We start from the raw sequence: 21,457 nt of genomic DNA, 5'->3' as shown, positions 1-21,457 counted from the left end.
TTGAATCATGGAGGCACCACCGTTGACAATTGCAATTGATGGACCAGCCGCTTCGGGAAAATCTACCGTGGGGGAACGTTTAGCCAAAGCACTGGGTTATTTGTTTTTTGACACCGGCGTGATGTACCGCGCGGTAACCTGGGTGGCTTTGCAGCGTTTGGGATCTGTTGAAGATGAAGCTGCTGTTACCCGCCTGGCCGAGGTCGTGCAAATTGATGTTCAGCCGCCGAGTCAAAACGATGGTCGGCAAGCCGATGTGTGGGTTGATGGTGACGATGTTACCTGGGCGATTCGCCGTCCTGAGGTGGATCAATGGGTTTCGCGCGTAGCGGCCTATCCAGGGGTACGTCAAGCCATGACTCAACAACAACGGCGGATTGGCTTACGCGGAAAAGTCGTGATGATTGGTCGCGATATCACTACCGTGGTGCTTCCGGAAGCGGAAGCCAAGATTTATTTAGATGCCTCAGTAGAAGAACGTGCCCGCCGGAGATACTTAGAACGAAAAGCACGAGGTGAAGAGGTTAACTACGAGGAAATTTTGGAGAGCTTGCGGCAACGAGACCATTTGGACTCCACACGTGAAGTGGCCCCACTTCGGGTGGCTCCGGATGCCATCGTGGTCAATACCGATGGCTTGAGTGTAGACGAGGTGGTGCAAAAGATCCTGGCTCAGATCAACTAGGAGCGCCGATGTGTGACACTCTGGTGGCTTTAAACAATGCAACTGCAGATGGGTCGGTCATTTTTGCGAAGAATTCTGACCGAGAGCCGGATGAAGCTCAAATTCTGGAATTAATTCCGGGAGGGGTTCATCCGCCTGGGAAAATGGTCAAGTGCACCTATCTTGAGATTCCTCAGGTGGAGCGGACCTATACCGTACTGCTTTCACGCCCCTTCTGGATGTGGGGGGCGGAGATGGGCGCTAATGAGCATGGCGTGGTCATTGGAAATGAAGCGGTTTTCACCCGTATCCCCTATGAAAAGCAACCCGGTCTGACCGGTATGGATTTGTTGCGGTTAGCCCTGGAACGGTCTCAAAAAGCCGAAGAAGCACTGTGGGTGATTGTACGCTTGCTAGAAACCTATGGGCAAGGGGGGAATTGCGGTTTCCGTCATCCTTTTTACTATCACAATAGTTTTTTAATTGCAGATCCTTCGGAAGCATGGGTTTTAGAAACGGCGGGACGCCATTGGGTGGCAGAACGTGTGCGTGATGTACGCACGATATCAAATGCACTAAGCATCCGCAAGGCAGGGGATTTGGCGTCTGAAGATGTCGTGCGTTATGCCCTTGATCAAGGATGGTGCAAACGCCGCGAGGATTTTGACTTTGCGACCTGCTATTCGGATTGGTTGTATACCCATTTTGGTGATGGACATCGTCGCCAGGTTTGTACTTTAGAATCTCTCGGCCGAGCAAAGGGGGGGATACGAGTTGCTACGGTTATGGCTGTGCTTCGTTCCCATCCGGTTACTCGAGGAACCCCCTGGCGACCAGATCGGGGTTTACTTGGTGCGGATGTGTGCATGCATGCCGGATTTGGTCCAGTGCGGCGCAGCCAATCGGTAGCCTCGTTCATTGCCCATCTTAAGCCCAACCAGTTTACGTTTTGGGGAACAGCTACTTCAGCACCCTGTACCAGCCTGTTTAAACCTTTCTGGCTGGATAGCGGCTTACCTAATATGGGACCCAAACCGCAAGGTGAATATGATCCTGATTCCTTGTTCTGGCGACATGAGGTGTTGCATCGGGAGATACTGCGTGACTACCCCACCCGAATGGAAGCGATACAGGCGGAGAGAGAAGCCTTAGAAACCGAGTTCTTATCCGAGGTAGAGCGCCTGTATGGAAGCTCGGCAGAGGAACGGTATGAGTTGAGTCAGCGATGCTTGGAGCAAAGCAGTTTAGCCGAACAACGCTGGCTGGATGTTGTGCGCCGTTGGCCGCTAAAAACTCGGCTTGCATGGGTATACGATGCCTTTTGGCGAAAGATGAATCGCCTGAATAAGATTCCCCAAGAGGTGCTGGATTGGGTCTAGGAGCGGGATAATCGCATGATGGAATGGGTCTGGCCGTTTCTACAGGAGCCATCAATTTCTCTACCTGCCCAGTGGTTGGGTTGGGTAGGGTGGGGGCTTTTATTGCTCGTTTGGGGGTGGGGAATCCGGCGTTTTGTCCCTGATGCCTTAGAAGTAGCTCGACAACGATGGCATTTATTGGCTGGTTTGGTGCTTTTATCGCCATTGTTCACGCTGGGATTGGGCTTACGTCTGGTAGGGGAGACCTTGCAGCCCTTGCCCTACCTTCCTGGTGAGTCTCCTTTACCGTTATTTTTGCCCTTGGTGGCCATCCCCTGGGTTTTGGCATCGGAATGGCTAGGGCCGTTCTGGGCTGCCTGGATTGCGTTAGAGAGTGGTATGTTCATGGGGTTGTGGGTGACTCATGACCTCTTTACCCCATTGTTAATAAGTGGGCTGGGTATGCTGTATGGGTTTACGGTATCTCAGGCATATCACGGACGGCTCTGGGCTTGGTTGCGACGACCTTGGGTGGCGGCTCTTGGAGTGGGATTGGCTTATGCTCCAATTTGGATTTTGGGCGCCTTCTTTGCCACTCCCGGGGGTTTGGCAGCGCGACTTGATTTTGCTTTATCCCAGGCCTGGTTACCAGGGCTGGTGCGTTATCTTGAATTGTTTTTGGCTAGCGTAATGGCCACGGTGGTGTCAGTGCTTCCTGGTCTGAGTTGGCGGAGGAGCACAATTCTTGTAACTGCTCCTTGGGAGTCCAGTCTAGCCAAGAAAATCTTAGTCATTACCTTGCCTTTGATCATGCTCTTGGTGATAGTGATGACGGTAAGCCATTGGATGGCGGCAGGGAACGCTGCGCGCGAGATGCTCCGTGAACGTTTAAGTGCGGCAGCTCAAGTAGCGGCTGAAGGGTTACCCTATTTTTTGGAGAGCGGTCAGAGCCTAATCACACGTCTGGCTGAACCCAGCCTATTGGGTCAACCACCGGAGGTTATGCGGGACCGATTGGCACAACAATTACGTGCGGTACCTTACTTTAACCAATTGATGCTATTCAACTCTGCTGGTGAGCTGGTTGCAGCCTATCCTGAGATGGATATTAAGACGACTCCACTTTCTGACCAAGAAAATCAGGGAATCGGGTTAGCCCTCAAAGGTGTGCCGATTCAAGTGTATCCAATTCTTCCGGTGGGAGAAAAGCGTTCCATGCAGGTGGTTTTTGTGGCAACCATTCAAGAAGGGGGAAAGGTAGAGGGTGTTTTATTAGGTCGCACTGACTTTGATACCAATCCATTTACCCAACCCGCCCTAGCCGCGTTACAAAGCATTCTGGCTGAAGGTGGGGATGGGTTTATCCTGGATGAGAACGGGATAGTGTTGTATCAAGCCAATCCCAGCCAGGGAGCACTTCTTGGCGAGCCATATGGCGCGATTGGGCTTGGAGATGCACCGCGGTTCTTTGAAGGCCTTTCGCCGCTGGGTACACGCCAATTTGCCTTTTACCAACCGGCGGTGGGCAAAGCGTGGAGTGTGATCCTCATTCTACCGGCACAACGTGTGCAAGAGGTGGCACTTCAAATTGCAGCGCCTACTTTGATCTCATTAGCGGTCTTTGCGGCCTTGCTGATTCTGCTGGCTAATTTAAGTTCACGCACCCTAGCAGCTTCACTTTCTCTTTTGGCTTCTCAAGCAACCCGAATTGCGCAGGGCCACTTGGAATCTGTTGTCAATGTAGAGGGGGTAGATGAAGTTGGACGGTTGGGGCACGCTTTTGAGCAGATGCGGGTGAGCCTCAAAGCACGCCTAGAAGAATTGAACAAACTTTTGCAAGTTAGTCAAGCGGTGGCGACCAACTTAGATATTGAAGCTGCAATTGCCCCCGCACTTGAAGTTACCCTTGGGGAGCATGTGGTTGCAGCACGGGTGATGTTGGTGCCCGAGGTAAAACTGGATTTTGCCGGTGGGGGCGAGGTCAAAGTAGCGAAAGGGAAGCTTTCAGAGACATTTGGTTACCTGGATGAGGTGCTTTTTGATTGGCTTCGAGAACAGAATCTGCTCACGGTTGCCAATGTCAGTCGTGCCCGGCACCTACAAGAGGTTGTGCGCGACCGTCCCTACCCAGCGGCACTGGTTGCCCTTGCCCTTCGCTATGAGAATACCTATTACGGTGTATTTTGGGTAGGATACGATCAGCCGCGGGCGTTCTCTGATGAAGAATTGCGCTTTTTAGAAACGTTAGCGGGATATATTGCGGTAGCCGCGGCCAATGCGCGTTTGTATGCCACCGCCGAAGTTGGACGTAAACGTCTTGAGGCCGTCCTGACCTCAGTGCCTGAACCGGTGCTGGTGTTTGATGATCAGGATGAGCTACTGCTCTTAAACCCGGCAGCGCTCCAGGTGCAAGGGTTGTTTGGTCAGGTTGCACCGGGTCGCCCATTGCGTGAGGTGATCAGTGTTCCTGCACTGCTTGACCTTTTATCGTTGAGGCCCGGAGCGCATTTCCAGGCGCGAGAAATTGCGCTTCCCGATGGTCGGGTTTACCATGCCAGTGTTGCAGCCGTGTGGGGCGAAGAGCGGCCCATTGGCAAGGTGTGTGTGTTGCAGGATATTACGCACTACAAGCAACTGGATGCGCTGAAGTCCGAATTTGTGGCGACAGTAAGTCACGATTTACGTTCGCCGCTGACTCTTATTCGAGGTTATGCCACGATGTTGCAAATGATCGGTGATCTCAACGAGCAGCAGCGGGGTTATCTGCAGAAAATGGTCAATGGTATCGAATCCATGACCCGCTTGGTGAATAATTTGCTTGACCTAGGGCGCATTGAAGCGGGCGTGGACTTAAAACTTGAGCCCCTTGAACCGGCTGAAATCGTTGGTCAGGTTATCGCTCAACTGCAACCCCAGGCGGCTCAAAAGAACATTGAGATACAGCGGGAGTTTCATCTTCCTGAGGGGTTAATGCTACGGGCTGACCCCGACCTGCTGAAGCAGGCATTGCTTAATCTGGTGGATAATGCTATTAAATACACACGACTTCAGGGTGAAGTAAGTGTGATAACAACGTATAACAATGGTTATGTCACGTTTGCGGTGCGCGATAATGGGATTGGTATTGCCCCGCTGGATCTTCCACGCTTGTTTGAGAAATTCTACCGCAGTGGGCGGCGCGAGGCATATGAGCAACGAGGCACGGGGTTAGGCTTAGCCATTGTCAAATCTATTGTTGAGCGCCACCATGGGCGGATATGGGTAGAAAGCCAACTTGGTAAGGGGAGTGTTTTTTATGTTGAATTGCCTCTTGACCCTGAAAAAAGTGAATCTTTGGTATAATAAGCGTAAGAAATAGTTTCTCCAAAACCTTAAAATTTCGCCAGTGGGGATACAAAGAACGATTTTCGTGTTATAATTTGATTTTGCATGCATGCTAATGGTTAATGCTCAGGCGAACTCAAACGCATGAGACTTTGAGTCTCACGCGTGTATCTTGTTTAACGTCAAAAAAGTTATTTGCTAGAGGAGGCGTATTTGTGGAAACGAAAAGCCTGATTGCCCTTCGAATCAGCTTGGCCTCTCCGGAGACGATTCGGTCCTGGTCGTATGGCGAAGTCCTCAAACCCGAAACGATTAACTATCGTCGGCTGCGCCCCGAAAAAGATGGGCTCTTTTGCGAGGCCATCTTTGGCCCAACCAAAGATTATCAATGCTACTGCGGTAAGTATAAAAATCCACGTTATAAAGGCATTGTTTGCGACAAGTGTGGAGTAGAAGTCACGCGGTCTTCAGTGCGCCGTGAACGCATGGGGCATATTGAATTAGCCTCTCCGGTGGCTCACATCTGGTACACGCGGCGTGTGCCTTCTTACCTTGGCTTGCTATTGGATATCTCGCGCCGAAACCTGGATCGCGTGCTTTATTTTGCCCAGTATATTGTCACCTACGTGGATGAAGAAGCACGCCAGAAGGTGCTCAAGCGTATGGAAGATGAAATCACTGTATCGGAGCGCCAAAAAGCGGCTGAACTTAATAAACGTATTCTTGAAGTCAAACAGGCACGCGATCGCCGCATCGCCGAGTTGAATCAGCAGCGGGCTGAAATGGAAGCCCGTCGCGATGAGCAAATTGCATCCCGCTTAGAGCCAGTGATCCAGGAAGGGCAGTCCCTGGAACGAATGCTGCAGGAGAAAGTAGGAACAGTGGTGCGTGTGCCGGTGGTCTTTACTTCGGCGAATGTCGAAATTGCCGCTGCCGGGGAGACGATCACCCCACAGCATATTGGGCGGGTGCAGCGGGTGGTTAAAGAGCACCTGGAAGAATTGGAGAACGAATTCCGCGAGCAGTTCCAGCGTGAACTCGAACAAATTAAGATGCAGATCGAAGAGATTCGAGCGCAGGCTGAGATGGAAATGGAAGCCTTGCGAAGCGAGCTCGAGGATCAGTCGGTGGCGGCGCAGAGCAGTAGCGCGCGCCAGCGGGATGAATTGCAGGAACTGCGCCCCTTTACCTTCCTGACCGAAAGCCGCTATCGCGAGTTGAAATCGCGTTGGGGGCAGGTGTTCCGTGCCGACATGGGTGCGGAAGCCTTCTATGATATTTTGCGTCGTTTAGACCTGGACAAATTGGCCGAAGACCTATGGCATGAGGTGCGCACCTCCAAGAGCAAGCAGAAGCGTAAGAAGGCTACCACGCGCCTCAAAGTGGTTGAGGCATTTCGCCGATCGGGCAACCGTCCCGAGTGGATGATCTTGCAGGTCTTACCGGTCATCCCGCCTGATTTGCGCCCCATGGTGCAATTGGATGGTGGGCGTTTTGCTACGTCTGATCTCAACGATCTCTATCGGCGAGTTATTAACCGCAATAACCGCCTCAAGCGTTTGCTCGAATTGGGTGCGCCAGACGTGATTGTGCGTAACGAGAAACGTATGCTACAGGAGGCGGTGGATTCCCTCATTGATAACTCACAGCGCGGTAAAGCTCTCTCGCGCCGGGGACGCCGTGAACTCAAATCCCTAAGTGATATGCTAAAGGGTAAGAAGGGGCGTTTCCGCCGCAACCTGCTGGGTAAGCGTGTGGACTACTCGGGTCGCTCTGTGATTGTCGTTGGGCCAACCCTGAAACTTTATCAGTGTGGTTTGCCCAAGACCATGGCGCTGGAACTATTCCGCCCCTTCGTCATTGCACGTTTGGTACAGCATAATTATGCCGCTAATGTCAAAGGCGCGCGCCGTTTAATTGAGCGCAATCGCCCTGAGGTTTGGGAAGTCTTGGAAGAGGTTATTAAGGAGCGCCCGGTATTGCTCAACCGTGCACCGACTCTGCACCGTTTAGGTATTCAGGCGTTTGAACCGGTGTTGATTGAAGGTAGCGCGATTCAACTTCATCCCTTGGTTACCACCGCCTTCAACGCCGACTTCGACGGTGACCAGATGGCCGTTCATGTGCCACTTTCCGAAAAAGCCGTCTGGGAAGCGCGCAACTTGATGCTGTCTTCCAAGAACCTGCTCAAGCCAGCGGATGGCGAGCCGATCATCAGCCCGTCCAAGGATATGGTGCTCGGGGTTTATTACCTTACCATGGAAGACAACAAATCCCACCGCGGGGATGGACGGGTCTTTGCTGATTTGGATGAGGTGGAGTTAGCATATCACCTCGAGCAGGTTGAAGTTCACACGAATATCCGTCTACGGGTCAAAACTTGGTACGATGATCAGGGCAACCGCCTATCAGCGCCACGGCAGGCCCTTATTGAAACCACAGTTGGGCGCGCGTTGTTCAATCGTATCCTGCCGGAAGAGGTGCAGTTTGTCAATGAAGCGCTTGATAAAGGCGGAGTAAAAGATCTCATCGCGCAAGTCTATGAACTCTGCGGCGAAGAGGTTACCACAGTCGTTGCTGACCGCATTAAGGACATTGGCTTTGAATACGCGATGCGTTCGGGTGCGACGCTGGCGGTAGAGGATATCACCATGCCGCCAGAAAAGCAGGAGATCCTGGCCAAGGCTCACCAGCGTGTGGATGAAGTGCAACGTGCTTTCCGCCGCGGCTTGCTTACCGAACAGGAACGCAATGAACGTGAAATTGAAATTTGGCAGCAAACCACCAAAGAGGTGGCTGAAGCAGTGCGCCGCGTCATGGATCCAAACGGCAACCTGGCTATTATGGCTAACAGTGGCGCCACCAAAGGTGGCTTTGGGCCGATCTCGCAGTTAGCGGGTATGCGCGGATTGATGGCGGATCCGGCGGGACGCATTATTCGCTTGCCGATTCAGTCCAACTTCCGCGAAGGTTTGACCGCGTTGGAGTACTTCATCTCCACCCACGGTGCCCGCAAGGGTTTGGCGGATACCGCCTTGCGTACCGCAGATGCCGGTTATCTGACCCGCCGCTTGGTGGATGTAGCCCAGGATATCATTGTCAATGAGGTGGACTGCGGCACCCAGGAAGGTATTTGGATCCGCAAGTCAGACGATGTGGCAGGGCAATCCATGGCGAGCCGCTTATATGGTCGTCTGACCGCAGCGCGCGTGGTGCATCCTTTGACCGGTGAGGTGTTGGCGGAACGCAATCAGATGCTGGATCATGATTTGATCCGTAAGATTTTGGCCGCTGGTATTGATGAGGTCAAGGTGCGCTCGCCGCTTACCTGTGAATTGGTGCACGGGGTCTGTGCCCATTGTTACGGTATGGACCTGGGTCGGGGTAAGATGGTTGAGTTGGGCGCGGCGGTAGGAATTGTGGCAGCTCAGTCCATTGGTGAGCCGGGTACGCAGTTGACCCTGCGCACGTTCCACACCGGTGGTGTAGCTGCGGGTGGTGACATCACGACCGGTCTGCCGCGCGTGGAAGAACTCTTTGAGGCTCGCCGCCAGCCTAAGGGTGAAGCGGTCATGGCACGTATTTCCGGTACAGCAAAGATCATTCAATCTGATCGTTACTCTGACCAGCGCGTAGTGCGCGTTGAGCACTCCGAAATGGTCAGCGATGAGTATGACGTACCTGAGGGTTGGGAGATAAACGTCACCGATGAGGGTGAAGTGAAAATCGGTGATCCAATTGCTACCCAGGGTGAGGCGGTAATCACGGCTCAACACAGCGGTCGGGTGCGCTTGGAAGGGCGGCGCGTGATTGTCTCTTACGAACAGAAAGAGGCTGAGGAATATGAAATCCCCAGCACGGCGCGCCTGCTCATTCGCGATGGTGACCATGTTGAGGCGGGCCAACCTTTGACCGAGGGCTCACTTAATCCGCATATGATCCTACGGGTGAAAGGGCGTGAAGCCTGCCAGATGTATCTGCTCTCGGAAATCCAGAAGGTTTACCGTGCGCAAGGGCAGAACATCAACGATAAACACTTTGAGGTGATCATCCGCAAGATGATGGGACGCGTTCAGGTCATCCGGCCAGGAGATTCGCCCTACCTGCCAATGGATTTGGTGGATCGGCTGGAAATCCGCCGCGTCAACGAGCAGTTGATCGCTGAGGGCAAGCAACCCGCTCGCTACGTTGAGGTGCTCTTAGGAATCACCAAAGCCTCGTTGAGCACCGATTCGTTCCTCTCAGCGGCCTCCTTCCAGCACACGATCAAAGTATTAGCCGGAGCAGCCATTGCGGGTGCGGTGGACCCGCTTTACGGCTTGAAAGAGAACGTGATCATTGGTAAACTCATCCCGGCTGGCACAGGTTTCCATCCTGATCGCTTCAAGGTGGATGGAATCTTCTCCAAGAGCGTCTCTATGGCCAATATCACCGGCGACTAACCGGACTTTCGCGCAGAGAGATAAAATAAAAGCAGGTGGCTTTTTAACCACCTGCTTTTTCTTGTTATTAAGGGTCATGAAATTTTGAAGGACGAATAATGGTAAGCGATCTTTCCGTCAAAGGTGCCCAGCGTATCGCTGCCGTCGCGCACGCTCCCCAGACTGGATTGGGCAGTCCAGGTGAAATGTCGCGAGTTACCGCTACCGCTTACGCTGGTTAAAGTAAAGGTCGCTTGGGGTAAGAGTTGGCGTAACAGCGTTGTGTACCAGGCACGGATAGCCTCTCGTCCCTGGATGGTGCGAGCTGCTGTGATATGAACTGCGTCAGGATGGTATAAGGCTACCACGCTGTCTGGATTACCGCTGTTTAAGGCGCTGATGAATTGTTGGGTGATATCGGGTGGAGGGGGTTGAATGTTCCATGTATAGGCGGCTATAGTGTTCCATATGGTGGGGAGATCGCGACGGCACTCATCCCACGAGAAGAAATTGGCTGCACTTAGATTAAGCGCTCGGGCAGTATCCAGGAATGTAACGATATCAGCGGGAGTTGGTGCCCAGCCATTAACTTTATAGGCCGGTCCAGTGGGAATGATGGGACGAACCGGGGATAAAGCCTGAAATTCGCTCACGCAACGCCGGAGTTGGGCATCTGGGTTATGCGCCTGTTCCCAATAAACCTGAGGCATGTTGTAATCACAGTATTCCAAAAAGGCTTGCCAGGGGAAGGAGCGGTGGTAAGAAGGAAAGCGATAGGAACTGAGGGCAAAGAGGAGGTTGGGAAACGTACTCCGTAGGCGGCTCATCAAGGTGCGGGCGGCGGTTTCTCGTCCGGGCTGCTTGAACTCGGCCTCAGCGTCAATCACGTAACCTTCTAAGCCCAAGGTTTGAATGCGCTGAATCGCGATATTGGCTTCTCCCACTGGATTGGAACCGTAGACATAATGCCACCCCCAGACTTTGATTCCTCGGGCGCGCAAGGCTTGCAAAACCGGGGGCACCAGGTCAGCGCCGGTCGAGGTGTTGATATTATAAGCATATGGCCCGTCGGCCACCTTGATCAAGATATGCGTATAGCCAGAGGATTGGGCAAGGTTTGCAATGGCTTGAGGATCCCCACCTTCACAATCGCGGATTTTCCAGATAAAAAAACCCTTTCCTTGGAGTGTCATGTTACTCCCTCTTCCCTTGTAAATTGAGACTCAACCCTGGGAAGAAGGTTGCAAGTTCCCTGCCAGTCCAATCTCGGGCGCAATACGGCGCATGGCAGTGATCACATTTTCCACGTGTTCCCACAGTTCAACTCCAAATTCTTCCGCAGCACGGGCAATTTCCTCACGATTGGCACCTGCTGCAAAAGAGCGCTCTTTCCATTTCTTTTTGACTGAGGCGGCAGTGAGGTCATAAAGCGAACGTGAGGGGCGAACTAAAGCCACGGCAGTGATCAATCCTGTGATTTCGTCGCAAGCATAGAGGGCTTTTTCCATCAATGTGACACGCGGAACACCAGTATGATCGGCATGGCTCAGGATAGCGCGCACAATGTCCTCTGGAACACCTCGCGCGCGCAGAATGGGTGCGCCGGCTTGGGGGTGTTCTTCCAGAGTGGGGTGAATTTCCCAATCAAAATCATGGAGCAAGCCGGTTATGCCCCATAATTCCGTATCTTGTCCCAATTTCTCGGCGTAGAAGCGCATTGCCGCTTCAACTGCGAGCATGTGGTGAATGAGATTCTCGTTCTTTACGTATTCGGTAACAATGGCAAAAGCCTCATCGCGATTCATACCTCTATACCTCCTTGGCGATTTTGAAGGTTCAACGGGTACACCCCGTGTGGTTCAGAGAAGATAGGCTCGGGTTCTCCCAATACTGGCACTGGTCGCCGAATAAGAACGTCTATAAGTGCCATGAAGGTGGCCGGGATTTCACGCAACCGCCAGTAACGATAAGCAATCGGATGATAGGCGCGCTGATCTGCTGGCACCCCCCAGGCATTAACACCGAGCAGGTTGCAAGTGATGAGTGCGCGTGGAAGATGGAATGCCTGAGTCACCAGCACGGCTTGTTGGACACCAAAAATATAGCGGGCACGATAACAGGTGTCGTAAGTACGCCGTCCGGCATAATCCAACACAATGTCGGTATCGGGAACGCCCAACTGAAGGGCGTAATCGCGCATGGCACCCGGTTCGTTATAGTTGATGAAGCGGTTATCTCCGCTCATGAGCAACTTACTGACCTTACCTTCAAAATATAATTGCGCTGCGGTTGCCACGCGATCACGCAATACGGGGGAAGGGCTGCCATCACGGGCAAGGCCGGCGCCGAAAACAATGGCTACGGGGGCTTTTGGGCTCTCATGGAGGGAAAATGTGCGTGGTTTGGCATAGAGCCATGCGGTGAGATTGGAAATCCCGAGCAAAAGAATCGCCCCGCCACCGACGACGGCTGATATTGTAAACAGATTCTTCAAGGTCTTCATGCGGAGAATTCTACCATGAGGGGCAGTTTGGTAAGATCAGGCTTGCTTATTGCCCTAGCAAGGTTTCTAAGTCCGGTGAAAGCGCTGAGAGCACTTCGCGCAGTGGGTCATAAACCGAATCATCCACTCGCTTGAAAGCCTGCAATGTGTATCCCTGATTGAGTTGAGAGATCAAGGCATTCAAATTGGTGTCATTGACGGCATCCATTAGGGCTGACACAAGCGCTTGACGCACTGCTTCTGGCACCTGTGGGTGAAAAGAGACATTCAGGTTTGGGATGATGGGCTCAGTCTGCCAAAGAATAACCACCCGCTGTTCTGCATCTGGCAGGTCTTTTAATACTGTAGATGCCGTGCGCGGATCACCAGAAATGGCAAAGGTAGCACCGAAATCGCAGATTCCTTTGATGTAAAGAGCACGAACAACTGCGCTGGGGGTTTGGGCAATAACCGCGGGTAATGTTTCGATATCAAATTGTTTTAATAGCGCAGCTGGGAGCAAATACCCTGCAATAGAAGTGTTTTCAACCCAGCAGGGACGTGTCCCAGCCAATTGAGAAAGTGCAGTTTCGGCAGAGGCGGTGCTGCGATTTGTCATGGGGTCAAAGTAACGAACGAAGTTGCTCTCGGCATTGGCCAAGAACATACTGCCATAAAAATAAACGCCGAAATGGTTGGCCAATAACTCAACCTCGGCGAGGCCTTTGTCATGCGCGTAGATATAAGTTATTGGAGGTAAGAAGGCGGCTTGGACCGCTCCGCTTTCCAGAGATGTCATGAGAGCGGTGTAAGACGCGAAGAGGCGAGCATTTACACTAATTTTCGCCCGTTCACTCAATGCCTTGCTCAAGCCTTGGGCCGCGGATTGGTTTTCTGGGGCGAGGGGATTTTCGATGACGAAGCCGATAACCAGGGGGTTTTCGGGATGTCCCAGGGGTTGGGGGGTAGGGGTAAGGGTTGGAATTAGGGTGGGGGTTACAGGGGTAAGCGTGCCGGTAGACGAGCAGGATGTTAGTATTACTAACCCAAAAAACACCCCTAAAGCGAAGAATAGTGTACGCTTCATCGGTGCTGAATCCATGACGGATTGGCGTATTTTTCGCGTACCAGGGCCTCGGCACGCTGCATTTCGATAGGGGAAGGGAAACCTTCCCGGAGATCCAAGTCAAACGTTTCGGCGAAGGCGCGGGCAAAAGCCTCAGCCGCCGTTTCCCAGGCCAGCGGATATCCCAATACTCTTTCGGCTGTGGTGGCGTGTTCTAGAAGGCGCTCGGCATCTCTAGCACGCTGTTGAGGATCATCATAGCGAAGCACATGTACGATGCGGGTCAGGTCACCGTATAATGGGAATGAGCCGTGTTGAAGGACCCCCTGCAGGCGGCGTGCCTGAGCACTCCCAATAATCTTCTTACCATCTACAGTGATCTCGTAATTCGAAGGAACTTCGAAGCACACTGCACCGTTGGCTTCGATTTGTCCATATTCGCGGTCGGCGCGCGCCAGGAGCCCCAAATCATGCAAGGCCTTGACCAGGGCAGCGGCGATGCGGCGATACGATTCAATCACGCTTCCGCTGACAATCGGGTGATCATGGGGAGCGATGACAGCATAGGTGAGTTCGTCAGTGTGAAGGATGGCACGTCCTCCGGTGGGGCGGCGAACTATGTCCCACCCGAGCGCTTCAAGGGCTTCTATGTCCACATCACTGAAACTTTGGGCGTATCCCAGGGACAAGCACGGAGGGTTCCAGGCATAAAGGCGCAATGTAGGTGGGGCCTGCCACTGGACTACAGCTTCCAAAATCGCTTCATCCAGAGCCATATTCCAAGCCCCCGGCGCGGGTGAAGAGCGGATGAGTCGCCAAGTTTCCCGCATCGTGACCCAAATTATAAACCAGAAAAGCAGAGAAAACCAAAGTTTAGACAGATGCGAGGAAGGCTTTGCCGCTTATGCTATAATGAAAATTGTAAATATGGTTAATGCGAGTTTTCCTTAGTGTTCGTCGAATTAGGGGGTTTAATAAAAGGCTTGTCAACATTTTTGGGACTGTGGTATATATGGGCTTGCTTCTTTGCGGGACGTATGTCTGTAAGGGACAATGTGGAAAGGAGGTGATGGGCACGAGTTAAGGTGAAGTTGTACCCCTTCTACCCTGCCTGAATCTGTTTGATAGGCATCCAAATTTCCAAAAGCAACAAAAGGAGGAAAGATGAAAGCGAAGTTACTGCCCTTAATCAGCCTGCTGCTTGTGGTGGCCTTTGTGCTAGCCGCATGCCAACCGGCGTCTCCGACGGCTGCTCCCACTCAACCGCCGGCGCAAGAACAACCTACGCAACCGCCGGCTCAGGAACAGCCGACTCAACCACCGGCGGCGGAAGAAGTCACCCTCTCGTTCTGGGAGCAAGAGGGTGACGAGGTGGATGTGTTTATTGACCAGCTGTTGGCAGAGTTCATGGCCGCCAATCCCAACATTAAGGTCGAACGCACCCACTATGAGAATGAAGCACTACGAGACCAATTCCAGACCGCAGCGCTGGCTAATGCGGCTCCCGAAGTCGTGCGCGTTCCGAACGACTTTGCCGGCCCCTTCAGCAAGCTGGAAATTGTAGCCCCAGTGGATCAGCTCTTTGATCAGGCGTTCCTGGATCAGTTCTTCCCTGGTGCGCTTGAACCTGCTATGGTTGGTGGAACCCTGTGGGGCGTTCCGGATAACTATGGCAACCATCTGATGTTGCTCTATAATAAGGACCTCATTGCAGAACCTCCTGCAACCTTTGAGGATCTGATTCAAAAAGCTAAAGAGCTGACCAAGGGTGACATTCAGGGCTTCGCTTACAACCTCAATGAACCCTTCTGGGGTGCTGGTTTCTACGGTGCTTTCGGCGGCTGGCCCTTGGATGAGAACGACAAGCCCCAATTCAACAATGAGGCCTTTATCAACTACCTGAAGTTCGTCAAGAGCCTTAAGGATCAGGGCGTTGTTCCACAGGAATGCGATTACAACTGCGCCGATACGCTCTTTAAAGAGGGCAAGGCGGCCATGATTATCAATGGTGACTGGTCGTTGGGCGACTACGTCAAGGCCTTGGGTGATAAACTGGGTGTTGCCCCGGTGCCGCCGATCAACGGCAAGCCCTACACCGAGATGACCAGCGGTAAGTACTTCATGGTCTACAAGGGCGTTTTGGATGATCCGGTTAAGAAGGATGCCGTGGTGAAATTCATCACCTTCATGACTTCGAAAGAAGTTCAGAAGCGGTGGCTTGAGGAATTCAAGCGTCTGCCTTCAAACAAAGAGGTTGCGCAGGATCCGTTGATCACCAGCGATCCGATCCTGGCCGGTTCTATGGCGGCGCTTCAGAATGGTCGTGGTATGCCGGCAGCTCCAGAGATGCGCTGTGCGTGGGATGCCTGGCGTCCGGCGCTCGAAGGTGTGATGGCAGGCACCACGACACCCGAAGACGCTGCTGCCGCGGCTCAGAAATCAGCCGATGAGTGTGTGGCCACGCTACAATAAGTAGCGCTTGAATTGAGGGGAGCATGAGAACTCATGCTCCCCTTTTTTACTAGAAGGGGATAGGTGCCATGGAGGAAAAAAACGGATTGCGCCGCTTTTTACCCACCTTTCTCTGGCTCGCTGCAGGGGTGGCTGTTATCTGGGGCTTGGTCCGCCTAATCGCTCCCTATTCGGCTGGGATCACGCTAACGCAAAAGATTATTGTGGCGCGACTGACCGAGGTGAGCGGTTTTCTAATCGCTCTTTTGATTGGTCTGGCTGCTATCGAAGTCTTTGTCTATCAGATTTTCTTCCGCGGTCCACGGGATATCGTGACCGCGGTTTTTGTGCGTGCATTGCAGGGCATTTTTGGGTTAACCCTATTGCTGGCGGTCGTGGCCTTTTTTGATCTCACCGATTTGATTCGTCTAGGGGATAGTACGCTTGCCAATTTGATCCGGTCTCCAATAAATCTGCCGGCCAACCTACAAAAGGCGCTGATTAATGCCTCAATTGCGTCAAAATCGTCGGCAGGCTTGTGGAGTATGCTGATAATCGTAGGTGGGGTGGCGATTCTACTGGGGGCAGTGCAAGCCCTTACTCGCCCCCGCCCAACCAAACTTGGCCTGGCGTATCTTCTGGTCACTCCGGCTTTCATCGGTATCTTCTTCCTTATCCTTTACCCATTTGCCTTTGAGGTCAAACTGGCTTTCTCTAACGCGTCATTGGGCACGCAAGCAACCAAAAATGCATCTTATGGCTTGATCTATGGTTGGCAAAACCTGGTCACTTTGTTTACGGGCAACGTTGCCAAAGAAGCAAAGTTTTTTGAGGTCTTAGGTCGCACTGTGCTCTGGACGGTGATCAATGTCACGTTCCACGTCACCGGGGGTATGATTCTGGCTTTAATGCTTAATCGCCCAATGAAGTTGCGTGGTTTATACCGCACCTTGCTGGTCTTCCCTTGGGCGATTCCAACCACCATTGCGGCGATGGCTTTTCGCAATGAGTTTGACTCCCGCTATGGGTTCTTCAATATTATCCTTCGCAACCTGCAAAGTTGGTTTGCCAATGTTGCAAGTCAAACCGGCTCGTGGTCGGTGATCGGTGATGCTTTTAATTGGCTGGCACAAAACATCGGCCCGGTTTCCTGGAAACAGGATCCGTTCTGGGCGTTTGTGTCTGTGCTCATTGTCAACATCTGGTTGGGTATTCCGTTCATGATGGTTATCATTCTCGGTGGCTTGCAGAGCATCTCACATGAATACTACGAAGCCGCTGAGATTGATGGCGCCAGTCCCTGGCAATCGTTTTGGAATATTACCATCCCCTTGCTCCGCCCGGTGCTCACCCCGGCGATTATTTTAGGGGTGGTGTGGACGTTCAACAAATTTGATGTCATCTATCTGGTGACGCAAGGGGGACCACAAGAGAAAACCGACATTCTGGTTTCGTCTATGTATAAGGCGGCTTTTCAGTTCTACCGTTATGGTTTCACCGCCATGTTTGCCTTGGTGATCTTCCTGATCTTGTTTGTCTTCACCCTGGTGTTCCTCAAAGTTAGTGGGGGGCTAAAGTCAGCAACCGAGTAAAGGAGAAATGAGCCATGAAAAATGTGAGCCTGGCATTAAGACGTTTTTACCGCTGGTTCTTCTTCCGTGCCCGTGGGGATAGCCCCTTCAAACGCTTGCTCATTCACCTGGGGTTGATTGTGGCCTGTATTATTGCCGTCTATCCCGTCTTGCGGGTGGTCACCATTTCTCTCCGTCCGAACGATACGTTGCTGACCACGAGCCTGCGGATCATTCCCGAAAATGCGACCCTGGATAATTACAAAGAGGTGCTGTTTGGCGCCCCGGAGAAAAATCGCAAATCCGACTTCTTCCTCTGGTTATGGAATTCCCTTTCGATTGTCATGGTAACTTCGATAGCCAGTGTGGTTTTAGCCGCCACCAGTGCCTATGCGTTTTCCCGCTTTCGCTTTCCGGGCCGCAATGCAGGGTTGATTTTCCTGTTTACAACCCAAATGATCCCGGCGGGGATGTTGCTCTTGCCGCTCTTCATTATGTTGGCCAAATTGCAAATGATCAATACCTCACTGGGCTTGATCATTGCCTATTCCGTTAGTTCTGTGCCGCTGACCATTTGGACTTTGAAGGGTTATTACGATACCATCCCGGTGGACCTTGAAGAGGCGGCGTTGATTGATGGTGCCTCACGCTTGCGCACCTTTACCCAAATTATTTTGCCACTTTCCAGTCCGGCCTTGGCAATAGCGTTCCTCTTCAGTTTTATGGGTGGCTGGAGTGAGTACCTGGTAGCGCGGGTGGTATTGCAAAAGAATGAAATGTATACCTGGCCATTGGGTATCTTTACTTATGCCCAGCAGTTTACCGTCGCCTGGGGTAAATTTGCAGCGGCTTCGGTATTAATTGCTATCCCGGTGATGGCGCTGTTCTTGTATTCTTCAAAATGGCTGATTTCAGGTCTAACTCTAGGGAGTGTCAAGGGATAGAACCATGCGTCAACTACTGCGATTCCTGCCATTGATGAACGCACTACTAATCCTTGTTCTACTCATTACAGCGTGCACGACGATAACACCGACGCCAACCCTTTCCGTACCTACGGCAACCCCGGTAGCCACAGAGACACAACCCCCTCAGGAAGAGGTGCTTTATCTTAACCTTATTTGGCATCAGCATCAGCCGCTCTATTACAAAGACGCGAATGGGGTTTATACCCGTCCCTGGGTGAGGGTGCATGCCACTAAAGACTATTACGACATGGCTGCAACCGTTGCTCAGTATCCAAATGTCCACGTTACCTTTAACCTGACGCCGGTGTTGCTGCGTCAGTTGGACGACTTCGTCCAAAACGGGGCCAAAGACAAATATTGGGTACTGGCAGAAAAACCGGCTAGCGACCTTACAACGGATGAGAAAGAGTTTATCCTACGCCGCTTTTTTGATGTCAATTGGGATAACATCATCAGTCGCTATCCGGGTTATAAGGCTTTACTGGATAAACGCGGTGGTACGGATGACAAGGCAATTGCAAACGCCCTGGAGACTTTTAACGAACAGGATTTTCGCGATTTGCAGATTTGGTTCAATCTGGCCTGGATTGATCCTGATGAATTGGCCAAAGAACCCCTGAAGTCGCTGGTCGCGAAAGATCGCGGTTTCTCTGAGGCAGACAAAGAGGTCCTCTTTAACGAGATTCGCCGCATCATGGCGCAGGTAGTACCGATCCATAAAGATCTCCAGGAGAAAGGGCAAATCGAAGTCATCACCACCCCCTACGCCCACCCGATTCTGCCCTTGTTGTATGATACCAACTTGGCAGCGGTGGGTAACCCGGGAGCCGAACTGCCGACTCGTTTTTCCTACCCCAACGATGCCATTGCGCAGTTACAACGTAGCGTTCAGATTTACCAGGACCACTTTGGAGTTGCACCCAAGGGACTTTGGCCGGGTGAGGGGGCGGTGGCGCAGGAGATCGTGCCGCTGGTGGCAAAGGCCGGTTATCAGTGGATGGCAACCGGCGAGCCGGTCCTGGCCCAATCTCTGGGCATTGGCTCGTTCACCCGCGATGCAAAGGAAACAGTCCAAGAAGCCGACCTTCTTTATCGGCCCTATTACGTTCAGGATAAAGATGGCCATAAAGTTGCCGTTTTCTTCCGCGATTGGACCCTTTCCGACAAAATTGGTTTCACCTATTCTGGAATGCCGGGTGAAGCCGCGGCAAAAGATTTGATGCAACGCTTGGAGAACATTCGCCAGCGCCTGAAAGAGGAAGGTGCCCAGGGTCCTCACATTGTAAGTATTATCCTGGATGGCGAGAACGCCTGGGAATATTACAAGAACGATGGCAAAGAGTTCTTGAATGCGTTTTATCGCCTGCTCTCCGAGAGTACTACGATCAAGACGATCACTCCCAGCGAATACCTCAAGCGCTTCCCCGAACAGCGCACCTTGGATCATCTTTTCCCCGGAGCCTGGTTTAGCCCCAATTACGATACCTGGATTGGTGAACCGGAAGAAACCCAGGCGTGGGAATACCTGCGACAGACGCGTGAACTGCTTGCCAAATACGATCTGACCCGCACTCGCAAGGCTTCCCCAGAAGCCATTGCAAAGGCTCAGGATTATATGTACCTGGCGGAGGGTTCGGATTGGTTCTGGTGGTATGGGAGTGATCAGGACTCCGGGCAGGATGAGTATTTTGACGAAGGCTTCCGGGCGCTATTGCGTGGGGTCTATGAAGCGCTGGATGAACCTGTTCCGGCATTTGTTAGTGTACCTATCATCCAGGCGAAGCCTGTAGCCGCAAGCCGTCCGATGAGCGGAACGGCGACCCCCACCATTGATGGAGTGGCTGGCGCCGAGGAGTGGGCAAATGCAGCCGTGTATACAGTAGAAGAGGGCAAACCATTAACCGGTTTCGAAATCGCCCTGGATGGCAAAACTCTTTACCTGAAGGTCGTTGCTGCGGCAGGTGAAAAATTGCCCGCACGCCTGGGGATCTACCTCACGGTGCCTCGCGTTGCCAACCCCTATCCCTTTACTCAGACGGTGGAGGGCGAATCTCCAGTCTTGTTGGGCATTGCGGCAACCCACGCCTTTGTTTGGGAAGGTGGCCGAGATTTGGCTTTCTACACCGCCTCGGCTAAAGGGTGGCAGTCCGCTGGGCAAGGGGGAACCGCAGCCGCCAAGGAGGGGGTCCTTGAGGCTGCCATTCCTTTGACTGCTTTAGGCGCAGTAGAAGCGGGTGACGACCTGCGCTTAGTCGTGGTGGCTCAACCAGAGGGTCAGGTCTTACCCGTGGGTGGACCGGCGCAAGTTGTGCTCCCTGATTTGGGCCTTTCCACGGTGATTTTGGATCTCGAAGATCCGGAAGGCGATGATCACGGTCCAGGAACTTACACCTACCCCACCGATAGCGTCTTCCAGGAGAAGGCCTTTGATCTAAAAGCCTTTCGCGTTTCATATGACGAGAACAATATCATTTTCCGCTTCACTTTCTATGGCCCAATCCCTAATCCGTGGGGGTCGCCGAATAATTTGGCGATCCAGACGCTGGATGTTTATGTGGATAAGGATCCGGGGGCGGGAACAGGAGCGCGGTTGCTCTTGCCGGGGCGAAATGCGGCTTTGAAGTCCGGCAATGGATGGGAGATTGCCATCTGGGCTGAAGGGTGGACACCGCAAATTCTGGCTCCTGATCCTGCGTCCTTGACTCCGAAACAGGTCACTGGGGTGGATTTCAAAATCCTGGTGGATCCTGCGGCTCGGACGGTCACATTGCGCGTGCCGCGGCAGGTGTTTGGAGAGGGCGATCCTCGCACCTGGGGGTATGTGGCCGTGGTGTTGGGTCAGGAGGGCTTCCCGGCAACGGGAGTTTGGCGGGTGCGGGATGTTGAACCCCAGGCAGCACAGTGGCGCTTTGGGGGTGGTCCGGCAGATACCAACCACACGCGGATTATAGACCTGGCCTGGCCAGTTAATCGCACCCCAACTCAAGAAGACATGCTGGGCACCTATCCTTCGTCAACTAAGCCAGTGGATCAACTTACTCCGGATGATTTCGCCCAATTGGAACTCTTGCGTACCCCTTGAGATTAATTTGACCACCCCTCAGTCCTGGCCTGCCCGGCACTTGCAGAAGTGTTAGGTGCAGGCCAGTTTA

13 protein-coding genes are annotated in these 21,457 nt (G+C 52.7%); 8 read left to right on the top strand and 5 right to left on the bottom strand.

What is annotated here, in order from left to right:
* Positions 1-22: 22 nt before the first annotated feature.
* The 4 genes from cmk to rpoC all read left to right on the top strand — a co-directional run bounded on the left by cmk (position 23) and on the right by rpoC (position 9,788).
* Positions 23-685 carry a (d)CMP kinase gene (cmk, locus tag QYE77_RS04180; RefSeq protein WP_315624107.1) on the top strand — a complete coding sequence of 221 codons (663 nt, stop codon included), beginning with the start codon at positions 23-25 and terminating at the stop codon, positions 683-685.
* A gap of 8 nt (positions 686-693) precedes the next feature.
* Positions 694-2,043: a C69 family dipeptidase gene (locus tag QYE77_RS04175; protein ID WP_315624106.1), complete on the top strand. Its 1,350-nt coding sequence runs from the start codon at positions 694-696 to the stop codon at positions 2,041-2,043.
* 15 nt (positions 2,044-2,058) lie between these two features.
* On the top strand, positions 2,059-5,364 hold the full coding sequence (locus tag QYE77_RS04170; RefSeq protein ID WP_315624105.1) for an ATP-binding protein: 3,306 nt from the start codon (positions 2,059-2,061) through the stop codon (positions 5,362-5,364).
* Positions 5,365-5,561: 197 nt separating this feature from the next.
* Positions 5,562-9,788 carry a DNA-directed RNA polymerase subunit beta' gene (gene rpoC / locus QYE77_RS04165; RefSeq protein WP_315624104.1) on the top strand — a complete coding sequence of 1,409 codons (4,227 nt, stop codon included), beginning with the start codon at positions 5,562-5,564 and terminating at the stop codon, positions 9,786-9,788.
* A 74-nt stretch (positions 9,789-9,862) separates the two neighbouring features.
* On the opposite strand, the gene QYE77_RS04160 is transcribed toward rpoC, so the two are convergent.
* The 5 genes from QYE77_RS04160 to QYE77_RS04140 are packed head-to-tail and all read right to left on the bottom strand — an operon-like array spanning position 9,863 to position 14,145.
* The gene (locus tag QYE77_RS04160; protein WP_315624103.1) at positions 9,863-10,960 is read right to left on the bottom strand and encodes a nuclear transport factor 2 family protein; all 1,098 of its coding nucleotides are present in this window, start codon (positions 10,958-10,960) and stop codon (positions 9,863-9,865) included.
* Between the two features lie 30 nt (positions 10,961-10,990).
* Entirely contained in the window at positions 10,991-11,572 is a 582-nt protein-coding gene (locus tag QYE77_RS04155) for an HDIG domain-containing metalloprotein (RefSeq protein WP_315624102.1), read from the bottom strand.
* Positions 11,569-12,270, bottom strand: coding sequence for a SanA/YdcF family protein (locus QYE77_RS04150; protein WP_315624101.1), 702 nt, complete (start codon positions 12,268-12,270; stop codon positions 11,569-11,571). The genes QYE77_RS04155 and QYE77_RS04150 overlap by 4 nt, the downstream gene beginning before the upstream one ends.
* 46 nt (positions 12,271-12,316) lie before the next feature.
* Positions 12,317-13,336: a phosphate/phosphite/phosphonate ABC transporter substrate-binding protein gene (locus QYE77_RS04145; protein ID WP_315624100.1), complete on the bottom strand. Its 1,020-nt coding sequence runs from the start codon at positions 13,334-13,336 to the stop codon at positions 12,317-12,319.
* Positions 13,333-14,145, bottom strand: a complete 813-nt coding sequence (locus QYE77_RS04140; protein ID WP_315624099.1) for a lipoate--protein ligase family protein — start codon at positions 14,143-14,145, stop codon at positions 13,333-13,335. Before QYE77_RS04140 ends, QYE77_RS04145 begins: the two co-directional genes overlap by 4 nt.
* Before the next feature lie 334 nt (positions 14,146-14,479).
* Here QYE77_RS04140 and QYE77_RS04135 point away from each other — a divergent pair, with 334 nt between their 5' ends.
* From QYE77_RS04135 to QYE77_RS04120, 4 genes are all read left to right on the top strand, one after another.
* Positions 14,480-15,787 carry a sugar ABC transporter substrate-binding protein gene (locus QYE77_RS04135; protein ID WP_315624098.1) on the top strand — a complete coding sequence of 436 codons (1,308 nt, stop codon included), beginning with the start codon at positions 14,480-14,482 and terminating at the stop codon, positions 15,785-15,787.
* A 68-nt stretch (positions 15,788-15,855) separates the two neighbouring features.
* On the top strand, positions 15,856-17,358 hold the full coding sequence (locus QYE77_RS04130; RefSeq protein WP_315624097.1) for a carbohydrate ABC transporter permease: 1,503 nt from the start codon (positions 15,856-15,858) through the stop codon (positions 17,356-17,358).
* 14 nt (positions 17,359-17,372) lie between these two features.
* The gene (locus QYE77_RS04125; protein WP_315624096.1) at positions 17,373-18,281 is read left to right on the top strand and encodes a sugar ABC transporter permease; all 909 of its coding nucleotides are present in this window, start codon (positions 17,373-17,375) and stop codon (positions 18,279-18,281) included.
* Positions 18,282-18,285: 4 nt separating this feature from the next.
* A complete protein-coding gene (locus QYE77_RS04120; RefSeq protein ID WP_315624095.1) occupies positions 18,286-21,387 on the top strand; it encodes a glucodextranase DOMON-like domain-containing protein in 3,102 nt (1,033 codons plus the stop codon).
* Positions 21,388-21,457: the final 70 nt, after the last annotated feature.

Source organism: Thermanaerothrix solaris, from assembly GCF_032334255.1.
Lineage (GTDB): Bacteria > Chloroflexota > Anaerolineae > Anaerolineales > Anaerolineaceae > Thermanaerothrix > Thermanaerothrix solaris.
Note: the sequence above shows the minus strand (reverse complement) of the source record. Positions and strands in the feature narration are given on the sequence as shown.